The sequence below is a fragment of the Methanofollis ethanolicus genome, from assembly GCF_001571385.1.
GTDB lineage: Archaea > Halobacteriota > Methanomicrobia > Methanomicrobiales > Methanofollaceae > Methanofollis > Methanofollis ethanolicus.
On record NZ_BCNW01000001.1, the window covers coordinates 1,495,642 to 1,513,558 of the forward strand.

The window sequence follows — 17,917 nt, forward strand, 5'->3', positions numbered from 1 at the left end:
CTCACATCAGTTTGTTGATCTTTTTGAGTGCCGAGATGAAGACCCCGGTCTCCATGTCGTTGAGGGCCGAGGCGATCTCGCCTGCCAGGTGGAGATGATGGCGGTGATGGTCGAGGAACGCCTCTTCGCCTCTGGGGGTGAGTTCGATGATGTATGCGCGGCGGTCCTGCTCCGAGGGCGTCCGCCTGGCATACCCCCCCTTCTCCAGGCGGTCGACGGTGACCGTGGTCGTCCCGGTGGTCACGCCGAGACGTTCGGCAAGGTCTTTCATCTTCATCCGGCCGTAGTTGCCGATGATCTCGATCGCATGCGCCTCTGAGACGGTCAGGGGGCCCGACTGGATGACCGACGTCTCCCATGATGCAAAGCGGTCGAAAAATTCTACGAGTTCCTGGTTGAGTTCTTCGATGGTGTCCATGATGCTCAGTCCTTCAAATAATATCCTATTCAAATATTTTGAATCTCTTACTATTTGAATGTGCAGACTGTGGGGGGGGGCCGATAGGGTGTGTCCCGGCAGAGAGGCGTGTCATTTTTTTCGGTGTCGTCCTGGTCGTCAGGGACAGGAATCGATAGCGATTTCCTCCAGGGGCACTCTCACGCGAGGAGTTGCCGTGAAAACCACCGGGGTGGTTTTCAAAGAACTGCCTGACGTTTCGTTTCATGAACGATTCAAAAAAGGGCTTTGTTGAATCGGGCATGAGTCTCGGGGGACTCAAGCATACGCGATGAAAATTGTTTTTTGTGGTCTGCTGATCGACGTGCCTTCCTCTACGCTTGCGCCGGGGGACTACCTCGAAGACCTTCGGTCTTCTCGTTGCCCCCGGACCCCCGCAGTGCGATAGGGCCGGGAAGGCGCGGAGATTCCATCTCTGAAAAAGGATGCTCAATGAGAGTCAGAGTCCCGTGCGAACCTGCAGAGTCGTTCTTCGAGATCATTTTCATGGAGGTCATCCCAAAACTGATCCGAACCTTCATGCACGCCGATGAAAGGACTCACATCCGGTTCTGAAAAATCCTGTTCTGGCGTCTTGTCCGGGGGGTTTCACCCCCCGACCCCCATCATTGCGATAGGGGGCGGATGGCAATCTCCTTCATCAGGATCTCTGGTCTCTCTTCCCCGACCCTATCCTGTTTCGGGGGTCAGGGGGCGTCAGTCCCCCGGCGAAGAGGTGGGGGAAGGCGGTGGTTTCGCACGATTCTTCAGGGAATTCAGGAAGATATTGACCCGATCATGATAGTCTCTCCCGATCCCTGCATGCAGAGATGGGGGGAATGAACGAGAGTTTTGGGATATGCTCATGGTAACCTTTTCTTGTGTGCCCGCGCCGGGGGACTACGCCCCCGGACCCCCGCGCGAGGATTGGCAGGGATACGGCACTCCTCACGATGTCCTTTTCTCTCTTCCCGAGGCTAATCGCAACCGGGAGTCCGGGGGCAACGAGCGATAGCGAGTTCGAGAAAGCCGTAGGCTTTCGAGGAGTCCCCGGCAGACATAGGGGGGAAGGCGGAGGATCCGTATCTGCTCTCATGGAAGGGAGAGAGACATCAACCTGAACATGAGGATTTCAACGAAGCCAAAATTTCCCAATATTTTTCGGGATACGTACATCACCCCCGAATGACCGACCATAGATGGAGAGACATGAACACAGCAAAGACGTGGCCCGGGAAACCGGGCAGATGGAACATGCCCGCGGAGGACGGTGCATGAGCGTTGTCGCCTCGATCAGAGGGGTGAGGGATCTCGAAGACATTCCAGAAGTCCTCTGGGTGATTCTCGGGCAGACGGCAGGCATGGCGCCGGATCGAATCGCCGCCCTGCCGGGGGGTGAGACCATGTGACGATCGTCGGGAATCTGTGATACTCCTTTGCTCGGGCCTCACCAGCGCCTCGTGCATGTCAGGGGAATACCATGGTAATTATCACAATATCCTCGGATTGAGCCCGGAAGCACGTCCCATGGTGGTCGGGACGATAGATCTCCGGGGTCATACACCAATACCGTGTTTCACACCCTCCTTATGTTTCACGCACCCGGTGTCGGTACGGGAGGACAGATGAACCCTTTTTTGCCTGTATCTCTCTCAGACCGTTTTTCTTACCCATCAATTCTTTCGGAAAAATGATCGAAATCCGAAAGATGTTTCGCTCCCTGAACAATCCCGAAGATCTTTCGGGCAGGCCTCATATCACTCGAAATATCCACGTTATTATCGAGGAACAGCCTGCATGCAGCTGATTGAACTCACATCCGGTGATCGTGCACGGATCATCGATATTCATGGTCGGGACGGACTCCACCAGCACCTCGCCCTCCGCGGGGTTCAGGTCGGTCGTATCGTCACCATGGTCTCCTCCACCTTCGGTCCCGTCGTCGTCCAGAGTGGCGACGGCGAGGTCGTGCTCGGCAGGAGGATGGCGGCACAGATTATCGTCGAGAGGTTGTATGACGCAGAAAAAACTGACAGAGATGGAATATGGCGAGAGCGGGTTTGTCATCGAACTTCATGGTTCCCGTCACGATTTAAACTGCCTTGGAATCAGAAAAGGGAAACGCCTGGAGATGATCACCCGACAACCGATCAAGGGGCCGGTGGTCGTCCTTGCGGAAGGGGTCGAGGTCGCCATGGGCCTTGAGATCGCCGCCCGGGTTGTGGTCGAGGTCTAACATACACAGGAGAATAACACACATGAATCAGAAGGACCAGAATATCCATACCGTCCTGATGGTCGGTAACCCCAATGTCGGCAAGAGCGCTCTCTTCAACAGACTCACCGGCGCCGAGGCCGTCGTCTCCAATTATCCGGGCACGACCGTCGACGTCATGAGGGGCACCCTCGTCGAAGGCGGCACGACCTACGAGATCATCGACGTGCCGGGCGCCTACTCGCTCGAACCGCGGGACGCCGCCGAAGACGTGGCCGTCCGTATCCTGAAAGAACACCCTGAGGCCGTCGTCCTCCTCGTCCTCGACGCCACACGCCTGGAACGTGGGCTGTACCTGGGCTTCGAGGTGATCGAGCGGGGCGCACCGGTGGTCGTCGTCCTCAATATGATGGACGCAGCCCGCGCGAAATCGATTGCAATCGACGCCCGCCGCCTGCAGAACCTCCTCGGCGTCCCGGTCGTCCAGACCTCGGCCACGATAGGCGAGGGGATCAAGGACCTGGCAGGAGCGCTCAGGAAGGCGCAAACCGCTGATATCGACGCGATCGCCGCACGATCAAACGGCTCGTCGCCTGAGACCGCCCGCCTGAGCGGGTGTTCAGGCTGCGCTGGGTGCGGGGGGTGCCAGTGATGGGACTCACCGCAGACCAGCGCTGGGACCTCGTCGACCTGGTCGCCCGCAAGGTCGTCTCGACCGGCGTCTCGCGCCGCGGCCTTGCCGACGCCCTCGGCGACCTCACCGTCAAACCACTCACCGGCCTGCCGGTCGCCCTTGCCGTCCTGTATGCCTTCTGGAGCATTTTCTGCTCGTTCGCCGGCGACCTGGTCACTGACGGCTTCATGGTCAAGTTCTTCGACAACCACTGGCTCCCCTGGCTCCAGAGTGTCTGGCCCGACCCGGACAGCATACACTACTTCCTCTTCGTCGGCGACCCCCTTGCTGACAACTGTTTCGAGGCCTTCGGCGTCCTGACCTCAGGACTCTTCGTCTCCATAGGCGTCGTCCTCCCGGCGGTGCTCATCTTCTACCTGACCATGACGCTCCTGGAGGACTCGGGGTATCTGCCGCGGCTCGCCGTCCTGGCCGACACCTTCCTCCACAAGATCGGGCTCCACGGCTATGCGATCGTCCCGACGATCCTGGGCCTCGGGTGCAATGTCCCGGCCGTCACCGCGACCAGGGTGCTGGAGACGAAGAAGCAGCGTTTCCTGATGATGACGCTCCTTGCAATCTTCGTCCCGTGCGGTGCGCAACTCGGCATCATGCTCGCCGTCATCCCCGAATCGGTGGGCTGGGTGATGCTGTACCTCGTGCTCGGTTTCGGGATCTTCGGTTTCCTCCTTGACCGCCTGATCCCGGGGGAGAACCCCGAGATCCTCATAGACGTCCCGCCGTACCGCTGGCCGACATGCGAGAACGTGGGGAAGAAGCTCTGGAACCGGACAAAAGGTTTCCTCAAGGAGGCGATCCCCTTCGTATGGCTGGGTATCCTCATCGTCAATCTCCTGTACCTCGCCGGCGTGATCCAGGCGCTCTCCACTCTGCTGGCGCCCCTCTTCGTCACCTGGTTCGGGGTACCGGCCGAGACTGTCGCGCCGCTGATCGCCGCCTTCCTCAGGAAGGACCTTGCGGTCGCACAACTCTCCACCATCGCCATGACGCCGTACCAGATGATCACGTCGGTCGTCCTCATCTCCATCTACTTCCCCTGCGTGGCCACCTTCGTGGTCATGCTCCGTGAGGGCTGGAAACAGCTCCTGGCAGCCATTGCGGTCCTTGCTGTGGTCGTCTTCGCATATGGCGGGGCGATCCATGGCATCGGCATCCTCCTCGGGGTGGCATAAATGAAATCGTCCTATACACTCCCATCCATCGGTGCCGCCCTCGTCGGAGCGGCGGCACTCGTTCTCGGCCTTGTCGACGTCCTTGTCTGGGCAGGCGGCACCGGGCCGGTCAGTATCGGCATCCTTGAGATCACCGGCGGCGACTTCTTCCGCTGGGCATGGGGCGGTCTGGTCGTCGCCCTCGGCGGACTCTTCCTGCTCGCCGGCGCCCGCGGCCCTGGGAACCTCGACCAGCGCGCTACCGCCGTCCTCGGGGCGGCGATGGTCGGCCTGATCGCCGGGTGTGATATCTTCGGTATGATCTGTGGCGGCATCCCGGCGGGAGAGGAGAGCGAGGCATTCTTCAACTCGCTCGAAGGGTTCGTCGCCGGCTTTATGCCGCCGTACAGCCCGGCAGTGGTCCTGCTGCCCTTTGCTCTCCTTGTCGGCTGGCTCCTCCTCAATCAGAGGCAGGAGGCCTGACCAACTATTTTTGATGGAGTATGGTCAATATACAGGGTGTGACAACCCTCACCAGAAAGGCCGAAGATTATCTGGAGGCGATCCTGAATGTCTCCCTTGAAAAGGGCTATGCCCGTACGAAGGACGTCGCAGGTGAGCTCGACGTCAGCCCCTCCAGCGTCGTGGAGATGTTCCAGAAACTCGACGCCATGGGCCTTGTGGAGTACAGGCGGTACGAGGGAGTAACCCTCAGGCCTGATGGGGAGAGGATCGCGCGGGTGATCAAGTCACGGCACGACACCCTCAAGTCCTTCCTGATGCTCATCAAGGTGCCCGAGGACGTCGCCGATAAGGATGCGTGTTTCATGGAACACGAACTCCATCCTGAGACCATCGAGCAGATCGGAATATTGGTCGAATACTTCGGCAAAGGGGGCTGTCCTGCAGGAACACTTGAGCACTTCTCAGCGTTCTGCATAAAGTCCCGCTTCGAGAAACGCCACCGATGAGTATTAGAACGGTGCGGGCGATCGTCCCCTGCCTGCATGATGATTGATCCCGCCTCTGTCTGGGTGGCCTTCGGCCTGACCCTGCTCGCCGGCCTCTCGACCGGCATCGGAAGCCTTGCCGCCCTCTTCACCAACCGGACAAACACCCGTGCGCTCTCGGTGGGTCTCGGCTTCTCGGCCGGGGTCATGATCTATGTCTCTTTTGTGGAGTTCCTCCCTCTCGCGCAGGAGGGCCTCGGTGTGTGGCAGACCGCGGCCGCCTTTCTTGGTGGCATGACCGCCGTTGCCGTGCTCGACCGCCTCGTCCCCTTTCCCCAGAACCCCCACGAAGTCAGGCGGGTGGAGGAGATCTGCGATCAGGCCGGGAGGGGGTGCGGGTCTGCCGGACTCTATCGGACAGGCATCGTCACCGCCGGTGCGATCGCCCTCCATAACATGCCCGAGGGCATGGCGACCTTCTCCAGCGCACTCCTCGACCCCGGCCTCGGGGTCGCGATCGCGGTCGCGATCGCGATCCACAACATCCCGGAGGGCATTGCGGTCTCCGTACCGATCTACTACGCGACAGGGAGCAGGGTGCAGGCCATCGGCTACTCCCTCCTCTCCGGACTTGCCGAACCTGTCGGCGCCCTGATCGCCTTCTTCCTCCTCTCCCCGTATATGGGTGCCGCACTGTCAGGCGCCATCTTCGCGGTGGTCGCGGGCATCATGGTCTTTGTCGCCCTTGACGAACTCCTCCCGGCAGCGCGGGAATACGGGGAGGCACACCTCTCGATCTATGGACTGATCGCCGGGATGGCCCTGATGGCCGTGATACTGGCGGCGATGTGACGGGCCAGGGTACCATCTTCCCGGAGATCTGCCGTCCATCTGGATGCAAAAAATGCATCATGGTGGCTCCGGGATCGATTTGTATTCTTTTTAGGGGCTGTAAATGAGCGGTGTGATGTTGGGCCAAAATTTAAAAATCGTAACATATATCAGTTATAACAATAAAATATGGAAAAGAATCTTTAATGTCTATGGCCTGAGAATCTGTAATCTTTAATTCTATCGCAATAAGGTAATTGGAATCATTTTCTGATGATTTTTATCGGCAGAGCAGGAGATGCAGGTCGTCAGGCAAGACAGTACGTAACAGAGAGGGTGTGGCAGTCCTCCTTGACAGTGCAAAGAGAGAGAGTATGGATCGAATGGAAAGAGAGAAAAGCAGTTCGAGTTTTTCCGGGTCGTTGGCGTCCTGCATACATTCCGGAAACCTGCTCATGAAACAAAGTCTCGGGCATCGGGATGAAAAATGCCGCAGGTGTTTCTCATGGTAAATTTTCATAGTCCTTGCGGCATCAGGTCTGAAATGCCTTTTTTCCGGGAATCTGAAGGTCCGGTCGATTATGACCTCCTGATCGACAGCATCGTTGCGGAAATACCCCACGGCCTGGAGGCCCTCGGGAAGGTCGAACCTCTGTGCCCATACTGCGATGCGTATTTGAAGGAAAAGCCGATGGCAACGAAAAAATGCCCGGCATGCCGCAATATCATCCATGTCCGGAAACGACCCCTGGACGGGATACGGGTTCTTGTCACCGACGAGGAACTGGAGAGGCTGGAGGTCCAGGAATATATCTCACGGGGAGACTATGCCCGCAGGATCAAGGCATTGAAGGAGACAATGCAGACGTTCCGGTCCTCAGGAGATCGTATGTGGCGGTGCGACGGCGGCATCTATGGCCGGTTCGTTTCAATCGAAGCCTTCTGCATGCATGGCAAGGTCGTCACCGCAGGTTCGAAGGAGGAGAGAGAGGTCCTCAGGGTCTTGTGCACCCCCGGATGTTCTGGGGAACCTGTGCAGGTCGATAGCACTCTTTTTGATGACTCCTACGCTGCCCAGCGCTATGAGAGAGCGCTTGAAGTCCTCCAGCTTCTCCCGAAGAGCAGGGAAAAGAGTGAGTATGCCAGAGACCTGAGAAGAATCGTCGGATATGACGACTAAGGGGGATATATATCGCCGCTCCTGTTCTCTCCCCCTGCCATGACGTGACGGCCCGAAGGAAGAGAGGGGGAACGGTATGTCTATATTATGATGCGTGTATCTCTCCCTTGATACTCCGGCCAGCAAATATAGGGGGAGGTGCTTGAAGCAAATGGCACGGGTGGCCGATGAAATCATGAGCATGACAGCCCGGCATCGCGCGAGGTGAGGAGTATGATAGACATCGCGGTCATCCCAAAACGGATCCGAACCTTCATGCACGCCGATGAAAGGACGCACATTCGGTTCTGAAAAATCCTGTTCTGGCGTCTTGTCCTGGGGGTTTCACCCCCCGATCCCCCCCCTCATTGCGATAGGGGGTGGATGGTAATCTCCTTCATCAGGGTCTCTCTTCCCCGACCCTATCCTGTTTCGGGGGTCCGGGGGCGTCGGTCCCCCGGCAGAGATCTGGGGGAAGGCGGTGGTTTCGCACGATTCTTCATGAAATTCGGGAAGACATCGACCCGATCAGGATCTTTTCTCCCGAGTTCCCATGCACGGATGGAGGGAGTGAACGAGAGTTTTGGGATATGCTCGTCTTTTATGATCTCTTCTTTGTCCCTGTCCTCTTCCTCGGCCACAATTATCACCGGGAACGCCTCTTCAAGGCGAAGGCTGAGGACGACGCCCGTGTCCAGGCCCTGATCGCCGCGCAGATGAAGAGCCTTGCCGAAGGGGAGATCTCCTTCAGGGATCCCCGTCTGAAGACCTACCTGGGCATGGTCCTGATGCTGATGCGGAACAACTGGGCCTTTCTCACGGTCAACAACAGGGTGACCGTCTACACGGACGGCGAGGAGAAATTTGCCGCCCTCCTCGATGCCATCGCCGGGGTGCGGGACTTCGTCCATATCGAGTACTACATCATCAGGGACGACGCCCTCGGGCGCCGGGTCGTCGGCGCCGCCCTCACGGAGAAGGCGCAGCAGGGCGTCGAGGTCCGCCTCCTCGTCGACGGCCCGGGGTGCGCGCGACTGCCCCGCGACTTCTTCGACGCCTTTGTCGGTGCCGGCGGCCGTCTCGCCCGTTTCTTCCCCTCGGTCGTCCCGTACCTGAACCCCAGGATGAACTGCCGCAACCACAGGAAAATCGCGGTCATCGACGGCAGGGTGGGCTTTGTCGGCGGCTTCAATATCGGGGACGAGTACCTGGGGAAGGGGGCCTATCTCAAACTGATCAACTCGGCACAGAGGTCGGTCTATCTCCAGACTCCGTACTTCGTGCCCGACGGGAGCGTCGCCGACGCCCTGCGGATCGCCGCCCTCTCCGGTGTGGACGTGCGGGTCATGATCCCCTGCAAACCAGACCACCCCTTCGTGTACTGGGCGAGTTACTCGTGTATCGGGGAACTGCTGGAGGCCGGGGTGCGGGCGTACACCTATGAGCGCGGCTTCATCCATGCAAAGACGATCGTCGTCGACGGCCTTGCGGCCTCAGTGGGGAGCGCGAACTGGGATGAACGGAGTTTCAGGTTGAACTTCGAGACAAACGCCTTCGTCTACGACCCCGCGGTGGCCGGGCGCCTCCACGAGATCTTTCTTGCGGACATCCGGAACTGCAGCGAACTCACCTCTGCTGTCTATGCAGCCCGCGGACGGGTCATCAAGGTGAAGGAGTCGGTCTCCCGCCTCTTCTCGCCTCTCCTCTGACCCCTATTCACGCCGGCGTGTAAAATAGCGCTTCAGCCTGGGCATGTTCTGCTCGTAGTGGACCTGGAGGGAGGGGACCGCGTACGGCAGGAACTCTCCCAGGATCGCGCCGCCGGTGAGGACCTTGCCGAACGCGCCTGTCTCCTCGCCGATGACATGGCTCCTCTTCCGCCTGATCTCTTCGATGAACTCTTCGGCCGTGTCGGCCTGGCAGCAGGTGACAACCCCGCCGAGGTGGCCGAGGAGGTGGGAATCGGTACCGCCGGTCATCCCCTGGCCTGTGCGGACCGCCTCGTCGGCCGCCTGCCTGTTCAGGGCCCTACCCATGCCCCCGCAGATCACTTCGAGGGCGTCGACCTGCCCGGCCACCGCGGGGTCGATGGCATGCTTTGCCGTGCACTTCAGGAGGCCCTTGTCGAGGAAAAAATAGCCGAAGGGATGTGCCGCGGTGATGAGGCAGTCATAGTTTTTTCCTCTCTCCACCAGTTCCTCCGCGGTCAGGCGCACCGCGAGGTACGGACTCTTCCCCTTCCTCTCCCTGATCTCGCGGGCATAGAAGTCCTGCAGGCCGGAGAGCATCGGGAAGTAGAGGAGGATGTGCGGCCCGTCCGCGGTGCTGACCTCCATGCCGGGTACGACGAGGGCCTCTGGCCGCCGCTCCAGCGCCTCCGCGACGCCGCGGACCTCGTTGTGGTCGGTGATGGCGAGGCCGATGTCAAGTCTTTCTGCCTGTGCGAGGAGTGCCCGCACAGGCGTTGGTGCGTCCGAGTACGAGGAGTGGACATGGAGGTCCGCGGGGGTGTATCCCCTCTCCCTGATCGCGGCAGGGTCGGGACGTTCAAAGCGTATTCTCATGGTGAAAGGCTAAAGGTTTTTTCTGGTTTTCAGCAGTCTCTGCAGCTGCCGGACGGGGCAGCTGCCTTCCCGTCATGGTGGGCATGGCCGCAGGCCGCACAGCTGCAGCCGCCGCCCTCACTCCTGTGCATGTGCGGCCCCCGCCCTGAGCAGGTCGGTCACGTGGTCGTCAGCAAGGGCATAGTAGGCCACCTTCCCCTCCCTCCTGAAGGTCACCACCTTTGCCCCGCGCAGCAGGCGGAGTTGATGGGAGACCGCCGACTGACTCATCCCGAGCAGGGCCGAGAGATCGCAGACGCAGATTTCCCTGCCGTTCAGGGCCGAGAGGATCCTGACCCTGGTGGGGTCACCGAAGAGCTTGAAGATCCCGGCGACGGCCTGGCTGGTCTGGTCGTCGATGAGGTGCTCCCTTGCCTCCTCGACGGCATCCTGGTGGATGCACCTGACCGTGCAGAGGTCGTCATCCATGCATGATCATATGAACATGTGTGCATATGAATGTGTGGTTGCGATCTCTCCCCGGACAGAGGGATAGAGAAAGTTCCCGAGTAGAAGAAACCTGACGGTCGGGATGTGATGTGAGAAAAAAGAAAAAACGCCCCGGCCGGGATTTGAACCCGGGTCAAAAGCTCCGCAGGCTTCTAGGATGTCCACTACCCTACCGGGACACTGCAGATGTGCTCTATAAAATTGGTAGTTCTCCCATATATTCATTCCCCTCCCGCAGACAGGAGTGGGGTCAGACCTCCCCTGTGGTCTGCCCGGTCTGCCCGATCATCGCGGAGAGATCGACGGTGACATCTGTGCCCCGGATGTCCAGATGGTATTTTCCCGGGCTCATGACGAGGATTTTCTTTGATTCGTCCACGGAGTACAGGCCGGCAAAACCGTCCTGTGCCACAATATTCCCGTCCCCGTCGCGCACGGTCACCTCAAGCCGACTTCTGTCGCTGATGGTGGTCACCGTCTTTTTCTCTTCCTTATGGCTTCCATAACTGCTCTCATAGACGACCGTCCGGGTGGTCATCTTCGGCTGAACGGAGAAGTTCACAACAAGGGGTGCCTGTGTCACATTGATTGCCCATGCAGCCGCGGGATGACCATAGTCCAGCACAACCTTCTCGTGGATCACTTCCAGATATGAGGACGCTGCCGGCGTGACAGTGGGGTTCTGCTGTGCCGGCGGACTCGGGCGGTTGGTCGTCGTGGGATATGGCGTCGCAGGACTGACATATTCGCTGTCCACAGTCGGGGTTGGTGTGGTCGACGTGGGGGCGGGCGTATCCTTCGCCCAGAACGGTTTTTCCTGTGACCCATCCCCGGCCGCGGTGGTACATCCCGCCACCAGGAGGGCGGCACAGACAAGGAGGGCGAGCAGCATGTGGAGGGACTTCATCAAATACGAGTACTTGCTCCCGGTATATATGGGTTTATAAGGTTGTCCCGGACGATCCTATATCTACGAGAACAGGTATCAAAATTCGTACTATATAAAACGTCTTCACTTCTCAACCCGGATGAAATCAACAATACGAGAGAATGAGACCTCTGTAGATCTCTTCGGCGCACTTGAGCGAAGGAATAGAAACCCGCTCGTCGATGCCATGTATCGTTTTTATCTCTCCCGGGCCGTACTCCACTGTCGGGAACCCGGCCTTTCTCAGGTGCCTGGCATCGCTCGCCGCCCACTGGAAGATAGGGACGGCCTCTTCCCCGTACACGCGCCCGATCTCTGAAGAGATGCGCGTGGCAATCGTGGCAGACGGCGGCGTAAAGGAGGGTTCGGAGGTCGAGGTCGCCTTCATCCTCGCTGAGGGCGCATGCGACGCGATCTCTGAGACGACCTCCCCGGTCGTGCACCCCCACGGGATGCGCAGGTCGAGGTCGAGGTCGCAGCGCTCGGCAACGATATTTGCCTTCTCCCCACCGGAGATGACGCCGGGGTTGAACATCACGCGGCGCAGGACACGGTCGAGTCCCTGTGTCCCGAAGATCCCTTCGAGCACCCCGGACGACCGGGCGATGATCTCCTCCATCTCGCCGCTCACCGGGTACTCTCGTTCATGGATTTCCTGGAGAAAAGAGATGAGCGCGTGCGCCTCCATGATCGCGCTCCGCCCGATCTCCGGGTACAGGGAACTGTGGCCGGGTTCGCCGGAAAAGGAGAGGGAGAGCCGCGCCAGTCCCTTCTGCCCGATGCAGGGGGAGAGGCGGGGCGTTGGTTCGGCGATGAGGGTGTCGCAGGGCCGAAGCACGTCCTTTGCAAGGAGATATTCCATGCCATGACACCCGCCGGTCTCCTCGTCGCAGACAAAGACGACCTGACAGGAGGGTGCGTCCCCTTCGCCGGCGACACGCCGTAGGGCGGTGAGAAGGGCCGCGCATCCCCCTTTCATGTCGCTCGATCCCCGCCCCCAGATATACCCCTCCTCCTCGACGCCCTCGAAGGGGGGGTGGCGCCACCCTGTCGGGATGGCCGGGACAACGTCGAGGTGGCCGACAAGGAGGAGGCCCGGGTTATGGCCGGGTGCAATCAGGTTGCAGCGCCGCCCATCCCGGGAGACGACGACACTCTCGATCCCGCTCTCCAGCAGAAAGGCATGGATGTACTCAGCGACATCGCGGGTGTCGCCGGGAGGGTTCTCGCTCCGGATCCTGACGAGGTCCCTGCAGAGAGCGGAAACGTCCATGGTCTCAGGCGCTCACGCTTTTTTTGTACTCCTCGAAGAGGGTCGCCAGTGAACCGCCGTTGTAGATGCTGTTGAAGAACGGTCTGGAGAAGAACTCGTCGATGGCGTCGGAGAAGAACGCCGCGGGCACCGGTTTTTTGCTCTCCGGGTCAAGGACAATCCTGAAACTCTGGTAGGTGGCTGGGTTTGCCCTGTCGTACACGCCCTTCCAGACCATCGGGAGCTTTGCGAATTTCTCAGGCTGGTTTTCCTTCAGCCACATGATAAATCCCGGGAAGAGGGCGCGCTCGTCCTTTTTCTCCTCGTCAAGCCGCCAGCGGAGGTACTCACGGTGCATCATGTTCTTCGGCGACTGGGTGTTGAAGACATAGGTGCTCAGGGTGTACTCGATATGCGCCAGGGCGTCCATGAGGTAGAAGGACAGGGTCGGGTGGAAGTCGCTCGGTTCCTCAAGGATGAGGGACTTCTCATAATACTTTAGCAGGGCCCTGAAGTGCTCGTCTTCCAGAAGTTCATTCATCATACAGAGCAGTTTGCCTGTCCACACTAAAAACCATTGTATTCTAGCATCTGTCTCTATGTGCCCCTGTTTTTCGAGGCACTCCCGAAAAAAGGTCATGAGGTCGGGAGAATTTCTGATCGAGCATGTCTGTGCCGGGGGACTACAGAGAAGGTCTTCGATCTTCTCGACTCCTTTCGGGCGTCACCCCGAAAATCAAAAATGTTCTTATGCTCCCTTCGGTCGCACCTCGAAGACCCCGTCTTCTCGAAATCGCCCGGTGTTGTTCAGGGGAATACAGAGCAGAGATCCTGAGGAGGGAGATTGTCACCTCCCTATCCTAATGGCCCCTAATAGCAGGGTAAGAAAGAAGCAAGCATGAGAAAACTGTGGGTTTTTGAGCGGCCGCCCCCCGCCAGGGTCTTTCAGGACAGGGATTCGAAAAACCGATCTTTCGTGCAGAAGAGATCGCATTCTTTCCAGATCTATAGAACGCTCTAGAATGGAAGTCTTCGGGCGCTGCCGTCGGTCCCCCCACCACCGACCCCATAGAACAGGAATTATTTAAAGAAAGGTTCCCTGTTCTGGACGGCCTTCTCGAAGAGGGCCTCCAGTTCCTCCCCCTTCTTTCCCCTGATATCGACGTGGTTGTCGGTCCGCAGGAGACAGGGCTTGAGGTAGCCATCGGACGTCACGCGCAGGCGGTTGCAGAAAGCGCAGAACTCGGTGTTGTGGAGAGGCCGCACCACCTCGACCTCGGCGCCGTCCACGCAGTACTTCTTCCGGTGGTGCATGCGCCGGGTGAGGACCTCGGTCGAATTTTCAGCGATCTCTTTCTCCAGACGGTCCACGTCGCCGTGCATCGTGCAGTTGTTGAACTCCATCAATTCGATGATCTGGAGGATGAGTGCGTCGCTGTCCCTGACGAAGGCGAGGAAGTCCGGGACCTCGTCCTCGTTCAACCCCTTCAGGATGACGGTGTTCAACTTCACCGGCGTCAGGCCGGCGTCGACGGCCTCGCGGATCCCATCGAGTACATGGTCAAGGAGGTCTTTTTTCGTGATCTGGAGGTACCTGTCGTGCCTGAGGGTGTCAAGGCTCACATTCACCCTTGCGAGCCCCGCCGCCTTCAGGTCATGGGCAAGGCCGGGGAGGAGGGTGCCGTTTGTCGTCATCGACGACTCGATCCCGCGCGGCACGGCCCGGACGATATCGAGAATATCCTTCCTGAGGAGGGGCTCGCCCCCCGTGAACTTCACGCTCTTGATCCCGATCTTCTCCGCGACCCTGAGGATCTCCTTGATCTCCTCAAGGCTCAGTTCCTCGCGCGGCTTCACCTCGCCCTCGGCATGGCAGTAAATGCAGTTGAGGTTGCAGCGCGGCGTGAGGCTGATCCGCAGGTTTGTTACCGGGCGGCCGAAGTTATCCTTCAGCACCATCCTTCTGCCTCCGGAAATTCTTGGCGACGATGTAGATCTCCTTGCTCCCGCGCCGGGATGCCAGCGGCCTGAAGGTGCGCACGGAGAGGAAGTGCTTCTTCACCTCGGCATAGAGTTCGGGGAAGTCTTCACCCTGGAAGGACTTGCAGATGAAGTTCCCCCCGTCTTTCAGGATCGTGACCGCAAAGGCGAGGGCATCCTCACCGAGGGCGATCGCCCGCGCCTGGTCGTAACTCGTCGCCCCGGAAAGCTTCGGAGAGGCATCGCAGGTCACGACCGAGACAATCCCGCTGGCGAGGCCGCGCACCTCTTCCTGCACCTCCGGCGTCGTGAAGTCTCCGACAATCGTCTTCACGCCCTCCATCGGGGCGATCGCGTTGAGGTCGACGCCGATGATCGTCCCCTGGGTAAAGGTCTTGAGGACCTGCAGCCAGCTGCCCGGCGCGGCGCCGAGGTCGACGACGTTGTCGTCGTCCCTGATCACCGTGTGCCTCTTCTGTATCTCCAGCAATTTGTAGGCGGCCCGTGCCCGGAAACCCTCCCTCATTGCCCGGGTATAGTATTTGTCCCGTGTCCATTGTGATGTCATGATTTTTTCGCCTCGTCTCCTCAGGGCTCTGTTGGGATACCGGATAGAATAAAAAATATCATGATATAATGTATAATAGAGTCTTATAAGGGGTTTGTAATGTTAAAAGCAACGATTGATGCAGATACCTTCCGGGAGTCGATCGACGCCCTGGCCGCGCTGGTGACCGAATGCCGGCTCCACGTCGATGGAAACGGGGTGAAAACCTGCGCCGTCGACACCGCGAATGTCGCCATGGTCTCTCTGGACCTTGGCAAGGACGCTTTCGAGACCTACGAGGCGACTCCCGACGAACTCGGGATCGATATTGCAAAGATGAAAAATATCCTCGGGATGATGGGGAAAGGCGATATTTTATCTCTGAACCTCCCTGAGGGCAGCCGCCGGCTGGAACTCGCGTTCGGGAGCTACCAGTATTCTGTCACGCTCCTTGACATCAATACAATCCGGAAAGACCCGAACCCCCCCGCCATCGAACTCCCCGGCAAGGTCGAACTCACCGGCAGCGCGCTCTCCACCGCGATCAAGGCCGCGGACGTCATTTCAGACAAGATCGCCCTTGGCATCGACCCGAAGGCCGAGATATTTTACATGATGGCTGAAGGCGACACCGACCACATCAAGCTCGAACTCGGGCGCGATCAGCTCATCTCTCTTCAGCCTGCCGAAGCGCGCTCGCTCTTCTCCCTCGACTATCTCAAGGATATGGGCAAGGTCATGGGCCGCTCAGAGAAAGTCCGCGTCGCCCTGGGCATCGACCACCCGGTGAAGGTAGCCTTTGACCTCGCCGGCGGGAAGGGGCATGTCGAGTACCTGCTCGCGCCGCGCATCGAAGCTGACTGAACATGGTCGATGTCCAGGACCTGGCCAGATATCCCTTTTTAGAGGAGGCACAGGACTACGTCAGGAACGAGTCCGGCACCCTCGATCTGATCCTCAGGTCTGAACTGGGCAAGTCCCTCCTTGAACACGCCTCCCGGCGGGTCAGGGACACGCTTGCCCAGAAAAATCCCGAAGAGTGCGGGGTCTATGGCAGGGACGCAAAGGAAGACATCTTCACCTATGTCCTCGCACGGATGCTCGTCTCCTGCATCAACGACAGGATGCTCATCGAAAGGCTCTCGCAGTTCGAGGCGCGGCGCGCATACTCCTGGTTCGTGCGGGAGGACAGGGAGCGGATGGTCCGTATCGCCGAAAGGGTCGGGATCGACCTTGAGCGGCCCACCCTGCCGGTGGTTGCCTATGTCGGGCTGATCGGCCCGCTCAATGACGAGCGCTGGCGTCTCGTCAACCGGCGAGTCGAAAACGGCCATGTCTCTCTCCTGCCCGAGGAGATGCAGGAACTGGTCGAGGAGCGGATCCGTGCGATCATCAGGGAGAGGCTTCCGCTCATCGTCCCCGAGGAAGTCTGCAGAATTTTACGGCCCTATACCGATGAGATCGCCGCGGCTCTCCAGCAGCGCGCCCTCGATGAGTTCGGTGAGGTGGACGAGTCCTCTTTCCCGCCCTGCATTGCGACCCTCATCAAGGCGGTCACCGCCGGTACCAACCTCCCCCATGTCGGCAGGTTCGCCCTCACCGCCTTCCTCCACAACATCGGGCTGTCGACGACCCAGATCGTCGAAGTCTTCCAGAGGGCACCCGACTTCGACCTCTCGATGACGATGTACCAGGTAGAGCATATCTCCGGCCGGGCCGGGACCGAATACACCGCCCCGTCGTGTGCGACGATGCGGACGCACGGCCTCTGCGTTCGCCGCGACGAGGCCTGCGAGAAGGTGAGCCACCCCCTCTCGTACTACAAATGGAAAAAGAAGCAGAATCTGTATACGGTCAGGAAATCTTCTCGTTGATGACATAGCCTGCGCCGCTCATCGTGATGAGGAAGAGCACGAGGGCGACGATATAGGCGAGTCCGATCAGGTTGTTGTTTCCCGGATCGATGCCCTGAAACATTCCTGGCAGGGCAATGAGGAGGACGATGAAGACGAGCAGGCTCGCGGCTCCGGTCAGCACATCCAGTATACGTGCGTCCATATACTCACCTGTTCTTTCCCTTCCTCTATATCTCTTCTTCTCCGCTATCTTTTTCCGGGCAGGGCCCCACTCTCCGCATGGACAGGGACGAAGCACTGACCCTCCTCAATCGGCATGTGGCATCTGACTCGCTTCGCATGCACTGCATCGCCACGGCGGCAGTCCTCCGCGGCCTTGCCGAAACCTTCGGGGAGGACGCGGACCTCTGGGAGGTGATCGGTATCCTCCATGACATCGACTACGAGGCCGTCGGCGGCGACATGAACAGGCACGGTATCGAGGGTGCCGCTCTCCTCAGGCAGGAGGGCCTACCCGAGGTGGTCTGTCTGGCAGTCGAACGGCACAACCATATCCTCTTCCTCTACGGCCCGTACACAGAAAGGCTCGACCTCGCTCTCCAGTCCGCAGACAGCATCAGTGGCTTTCTCATTGCCTGCGCCCGCGTCAAAGGGGGGTCGATCACCGACGTCACCCCGAAGACCGTGAAGAAAAAACTGAAGGAGAAGGCCTTTGCCGCCGGGTGCGAAAGGGAGAGGATCGCCGCGGTGAACGGTCTCGTCGAGCCTGAGGAGTTCTATCGCATCGCCATCGCCTCTCTCGTCGCACGGAAGGACGAACTCGGCCTGCGTTAGGATTATCTCCCCGCGGTGCGAGAGGATCTGC

At 59.3% G+C, this 17,917-nt stretch carries 21 protein-coding genes, 1 tRNA gene and 1 pseudogene; 13 read left to right on the forward strand and 10 right to left on the reverse strand.

Translation table 11 applies throughout. The annotated features are described in order from the left end of the window. Nucleotide 1: 1 nt before the first annotated feature. Nucleotides 2–418, reverse strand: coding sequence for a MarR family transcriptional regulator (locus tag MEFOE_RS07355; RefSeq protein ID WP_067050409.1), 417 nt, complete (start codon nucleotides 416–418; stop codon nucleotides 2–4). A gap of 1,292 nt (nucleotides 419–1,710) precedes the next feature. On the opposite strand from MEFOE_RS07355, the gene MEFOE_RS14620 reads away from it, so the two are divergent. The 10 genes and pseudogenes from MEFOE_RS14620 (at nucleotide 1,711) to MEFOE_RS07400 (ending at nucleotide 9,145) form a co-directional block, all read left to right on the forward strand. Beyond that, nucleotides 1,711–1,845 (forward strand): hypothetical protein, encoded by a 135-nt coding sequence (locus tag MEFOE_RS14620; protein ID WP_268872619.1) that lies wholly within the window; start codon nucleotides 1,711–1,713, stop codon nucleotides 1,843–1,845. 388 nt (nucleotides 1,846–2,233) lie between these two features. Then, nucleotides 2,234–2,434 (forward strand): annotated as a pseudogene (locus tag MEFOE_RS14755) (FeoA family protein); the annotation flags it as partial. 16 nt (nucleotides 2,435–2,450) lie between these two features. Further along, the gene (locus tag MEFOE_RS13985; RefSeq protein ID WP_067050415.1) at nucleotides 2,451–2,672 is read left to right on the forward strand and encodes a FeoA family protein; all 222 of its coding nucleotides are present in this window, start codon (nucleotides 2,451–2,453) and stop codon (nucleotides 2,670–2,672) included. 22 nt (nucleotides 2,673–2,694) lie between these two features. Next, entirely contained in the window at nucleotides 2,695–3,303 is a 609-nt protein-coding gene (locus MEFOE_RS07370; RefSeq protein WP_067050418.1) for a FeoB small GTPase domain-containing protein, read from the forward strand. After that, complete coding sequence (locus tag MEFOE_RS07375; RefSeq protein ID WP_067050421.1) at nucleotides 3,303–4,517, forward strand: nucleoside recognition domain-containing protein; 1,215 nt, start codon at nucleotides 3,303–3,305, stop codon at nucleotides 4,515–4,517. The genes MEFOE_RS07370 and MEFOE_RS07375 overlap by 1 nt, the downstream gene beginning before the upstream one ends. Beyond that, the gene (locus MEFOE_RS07380) at nucleotides 4,518–4,979 is read left to right on the forward strand and encodes a hypothetical protein (RefSeq protein ID WP_067050425.1); all 462 of its coding nucleotides are present in this window, start codon (nucleotides 4,518–4,520) and stop codon (nucleotides 4,977–4,979) included. It begins immediately after the preceding gene. Between the two features lie 38 nt (nucleotides 4,980–5,017). Beyond that, nucleotides 5,018–5,467, forward strand: coding sequence for a metal-dependent transcriptional regulator (locus tag MEFOE_RS07385; protein WP_235809587.1), 450 nt, complete (start codon nucleotides 5,018–5,020; stop codon nucleotides 5,465–5,467). 36 nt (nucleotides 5,468–5,503) lie between these two features. Beyond that, nucleotides 5,504–6,298: a zinc transporter ZupT gene (zupT, locus tag MEFOE_RS07390; protein WP_235809588.1), complete on the forward strand. Its 795-nt coding sequence runs from the start codon at nucleotides 5,504–5,506 to the stop codon at nucleotides 6,296–6,298. Nucleotides 6,299–6,782: 484 nt separating this feature from the next. After that, nucleotides 6,783–7,457: a hypothetical protein gene (locus tag MEFOE_RS07395; RefSeq protein ID WP_153015900.1), complete on the forward strand. Its 675-nt coding sequence runs from the start codon at nucleotides 6,783–6,785 to the stop codon at nucleotides 7,455–7,457. Nucleotides 7,458–8,026: 569 nt separating this feature from the next. Further along, a complete protein-coding gene (locus MEFOE_RS07400) occupies nucleotides 8,027–9,145 on the forward strand; it encodes a phospholipase D-like domain-containing protein (RefSeq protein ID WP_067050434.1) in 1,119 nt (372 codons plus the stop codon). A gap of 3 nt (nucleotides 9,146–9,148) precedes the next feature. Here the strand turns inward: MEFOE_RS07400 and MEFOE_RS07405 are convergent, their stop codons facing one another. The 8 genes from MEFOE_RS07405 to MEFOE_RS07440 form a co-directional block, all read right to left on the reverse strand. Beyond that, nucleotides 9,149–10,000 carry a PHP domain-containing protein gene (locus MEFOE_RS07405; protein ID WP_067050437.1) on the reverse strand — a complete coding sequence of 284 codons (852 nt, stop codon included), beginning with the start codon at nucleotides 9,998–10,000 and terminating at the stop codon, nucleotides 9,149–9,151. A gap of 117 nt (nucleotides 10,001–10,117) precedes the next feature. After that, the gene (locus MEFOE_RS07410; RefSeq protein ID WP_067050440.1) at nucleotides 10,118–10,468 is read right to left on the reverse strand and encodes an ArsR/SmtB family transcription factor; all 351 of its coding nucleotides are present in this window, start codon (nucleotides 10,466–10,468) and stop codon (nucleotides 10,118–10,120) included. 128 nt (nucleotides 10,469–10,596) lie between these two features. After that, nucleotides 10,597–10,668, reverse strand: a tRNA-Arg gene (locus MEFOE_RS07415). A 71-nt stretch (nucleotides 10,669–10,739) separates the two neighbouring features. After that, the gene (locus MEFOE_RS07420; RefSeq protein ID WP_067050443.1) at nucleotides 10,740–11,396 is read right to left on the reverse strand and encodes a hypothetical protein; all 657 of its coding nucleotides are present in this window, start codon (nucleotides 11,394–11,396) and stop codon (nucleotides 10,740–10,742) included. A gap of 127 nt (nucleotides 11,397–11,523) precedes the next feature. Continuing rightward, nucleotides 11,524–12,690, reverse strand: coding sequence for a M20/M25/M40 family metallo-hydrolase (locus MEFOE_RS07425; protein WP_067050446.1), 1,167 nt, complete (start codon nucleotides 12,688–12,690; stop codon nucleotides 11,524–11,526). 4 nt (nucleotides 12,691–12,694) lie between these two features. Then, a complete protein-coding gene (locus MEFOE_RS07430; RefSeq protein WP_328585445.1) occupies nucleotides 12,695–13,213 on the reverse strand; it encodes a hypothetical protein in 519 nt (172 codons plus the stop codon). Between the two features lie 536 nt (nucleotides 13,214–13,749). Further along, nucleotides 13,750–14,628: a GTP 3',8-cyclase MoaA gene (gene moaA / locus MEFOE_RS07435; RefSeq protein WP_067050449.1), complete on the reverse strand. Its 879-nt coding sequence runs from the start codon at nucleotides 14,626–14,628 to the stop codon at nucleotides 13,750–13,752. Continuing rightward, nucleotides 14,612–15,217, reverse strand: coding sequence for an RlmE family RNA methyltransferase (locus MEFOE_RS07440; RefSeq protein WP_067050452.1), 606 nt, complete (start codon nucleotides 15,215–15,217; stop codon nucleotides 14,612–14,614). Before MEFOE_RS07440 ends, moaA begins: the two co-directional genes overlap by 17 nt. Nucleotides 15,218–15,316: 99 nt before the next feature. On the opposite strand from MEFOE_RS07440, the gene MEFOE_RS07445 reads away from it, so the two are divergent. Continuing rightward, nucleotides 15,317–16,060, forward strand: coding sequence for a DNA polymerase sliding clamp (locus MEFOE_RS07445; protein ID WP_067050455.1), 744 nt, complete (start codon nucleotides 15,317–15,319; stop codon nucleotides 16,058–16,060). A gap of 2 nt (nucleotides 16,061–16,062) precedes the next feature. Beyond that, nucleotides 16,063–17,070: a DNA primase large subunit PriL gene (locus tag MEFOE_RS07450; RefSeq protein ID WP_067050458.1), complete on the forward strand. Its 1,008-nt coding sequence runs from the start codon at nucleotides 16,063–16,065 to the stop codon at nucleotides 17,068–17,070. On the opposite strand, the gene MEFOE_RS07455 is transcribed toward MEFOE_RS07450, so the two are convergent. Further along, nucleotides 17,051–17,254 (reverse strand): hypothetical protein, encoded by a 204-nt coding sequence (locus MEFOE_RS07455; RefSeq protein ID WP_067050461.1) that lies wholly within the window; start codon nucleotides 17,252–17,254, stop codon nucleotides 17,051–17,053. The genes MEFOE_RS07450 and MEFOE_RS07455 overlap by 20 nt on opposite strands. Nucleotides 17,255–17,331: 77 nt before the next feature. Between MEFOE_RS07455 and MEFOE_RS07460 the strand changes: the two genes are divergently transcribed. Beyond that, a complete protein-coding gene (locus MEFOE_RS07460) occupies nucleotides 17,332–17,886 on the forward strand; it encodes an HDIG domain-containing metalloprotein (protein ID WP_067050464.1) in 555 nt (184 codons plus the stop codon). Nucleotides 17,887–17,917 lie beyond the last annotated feature (31 nt).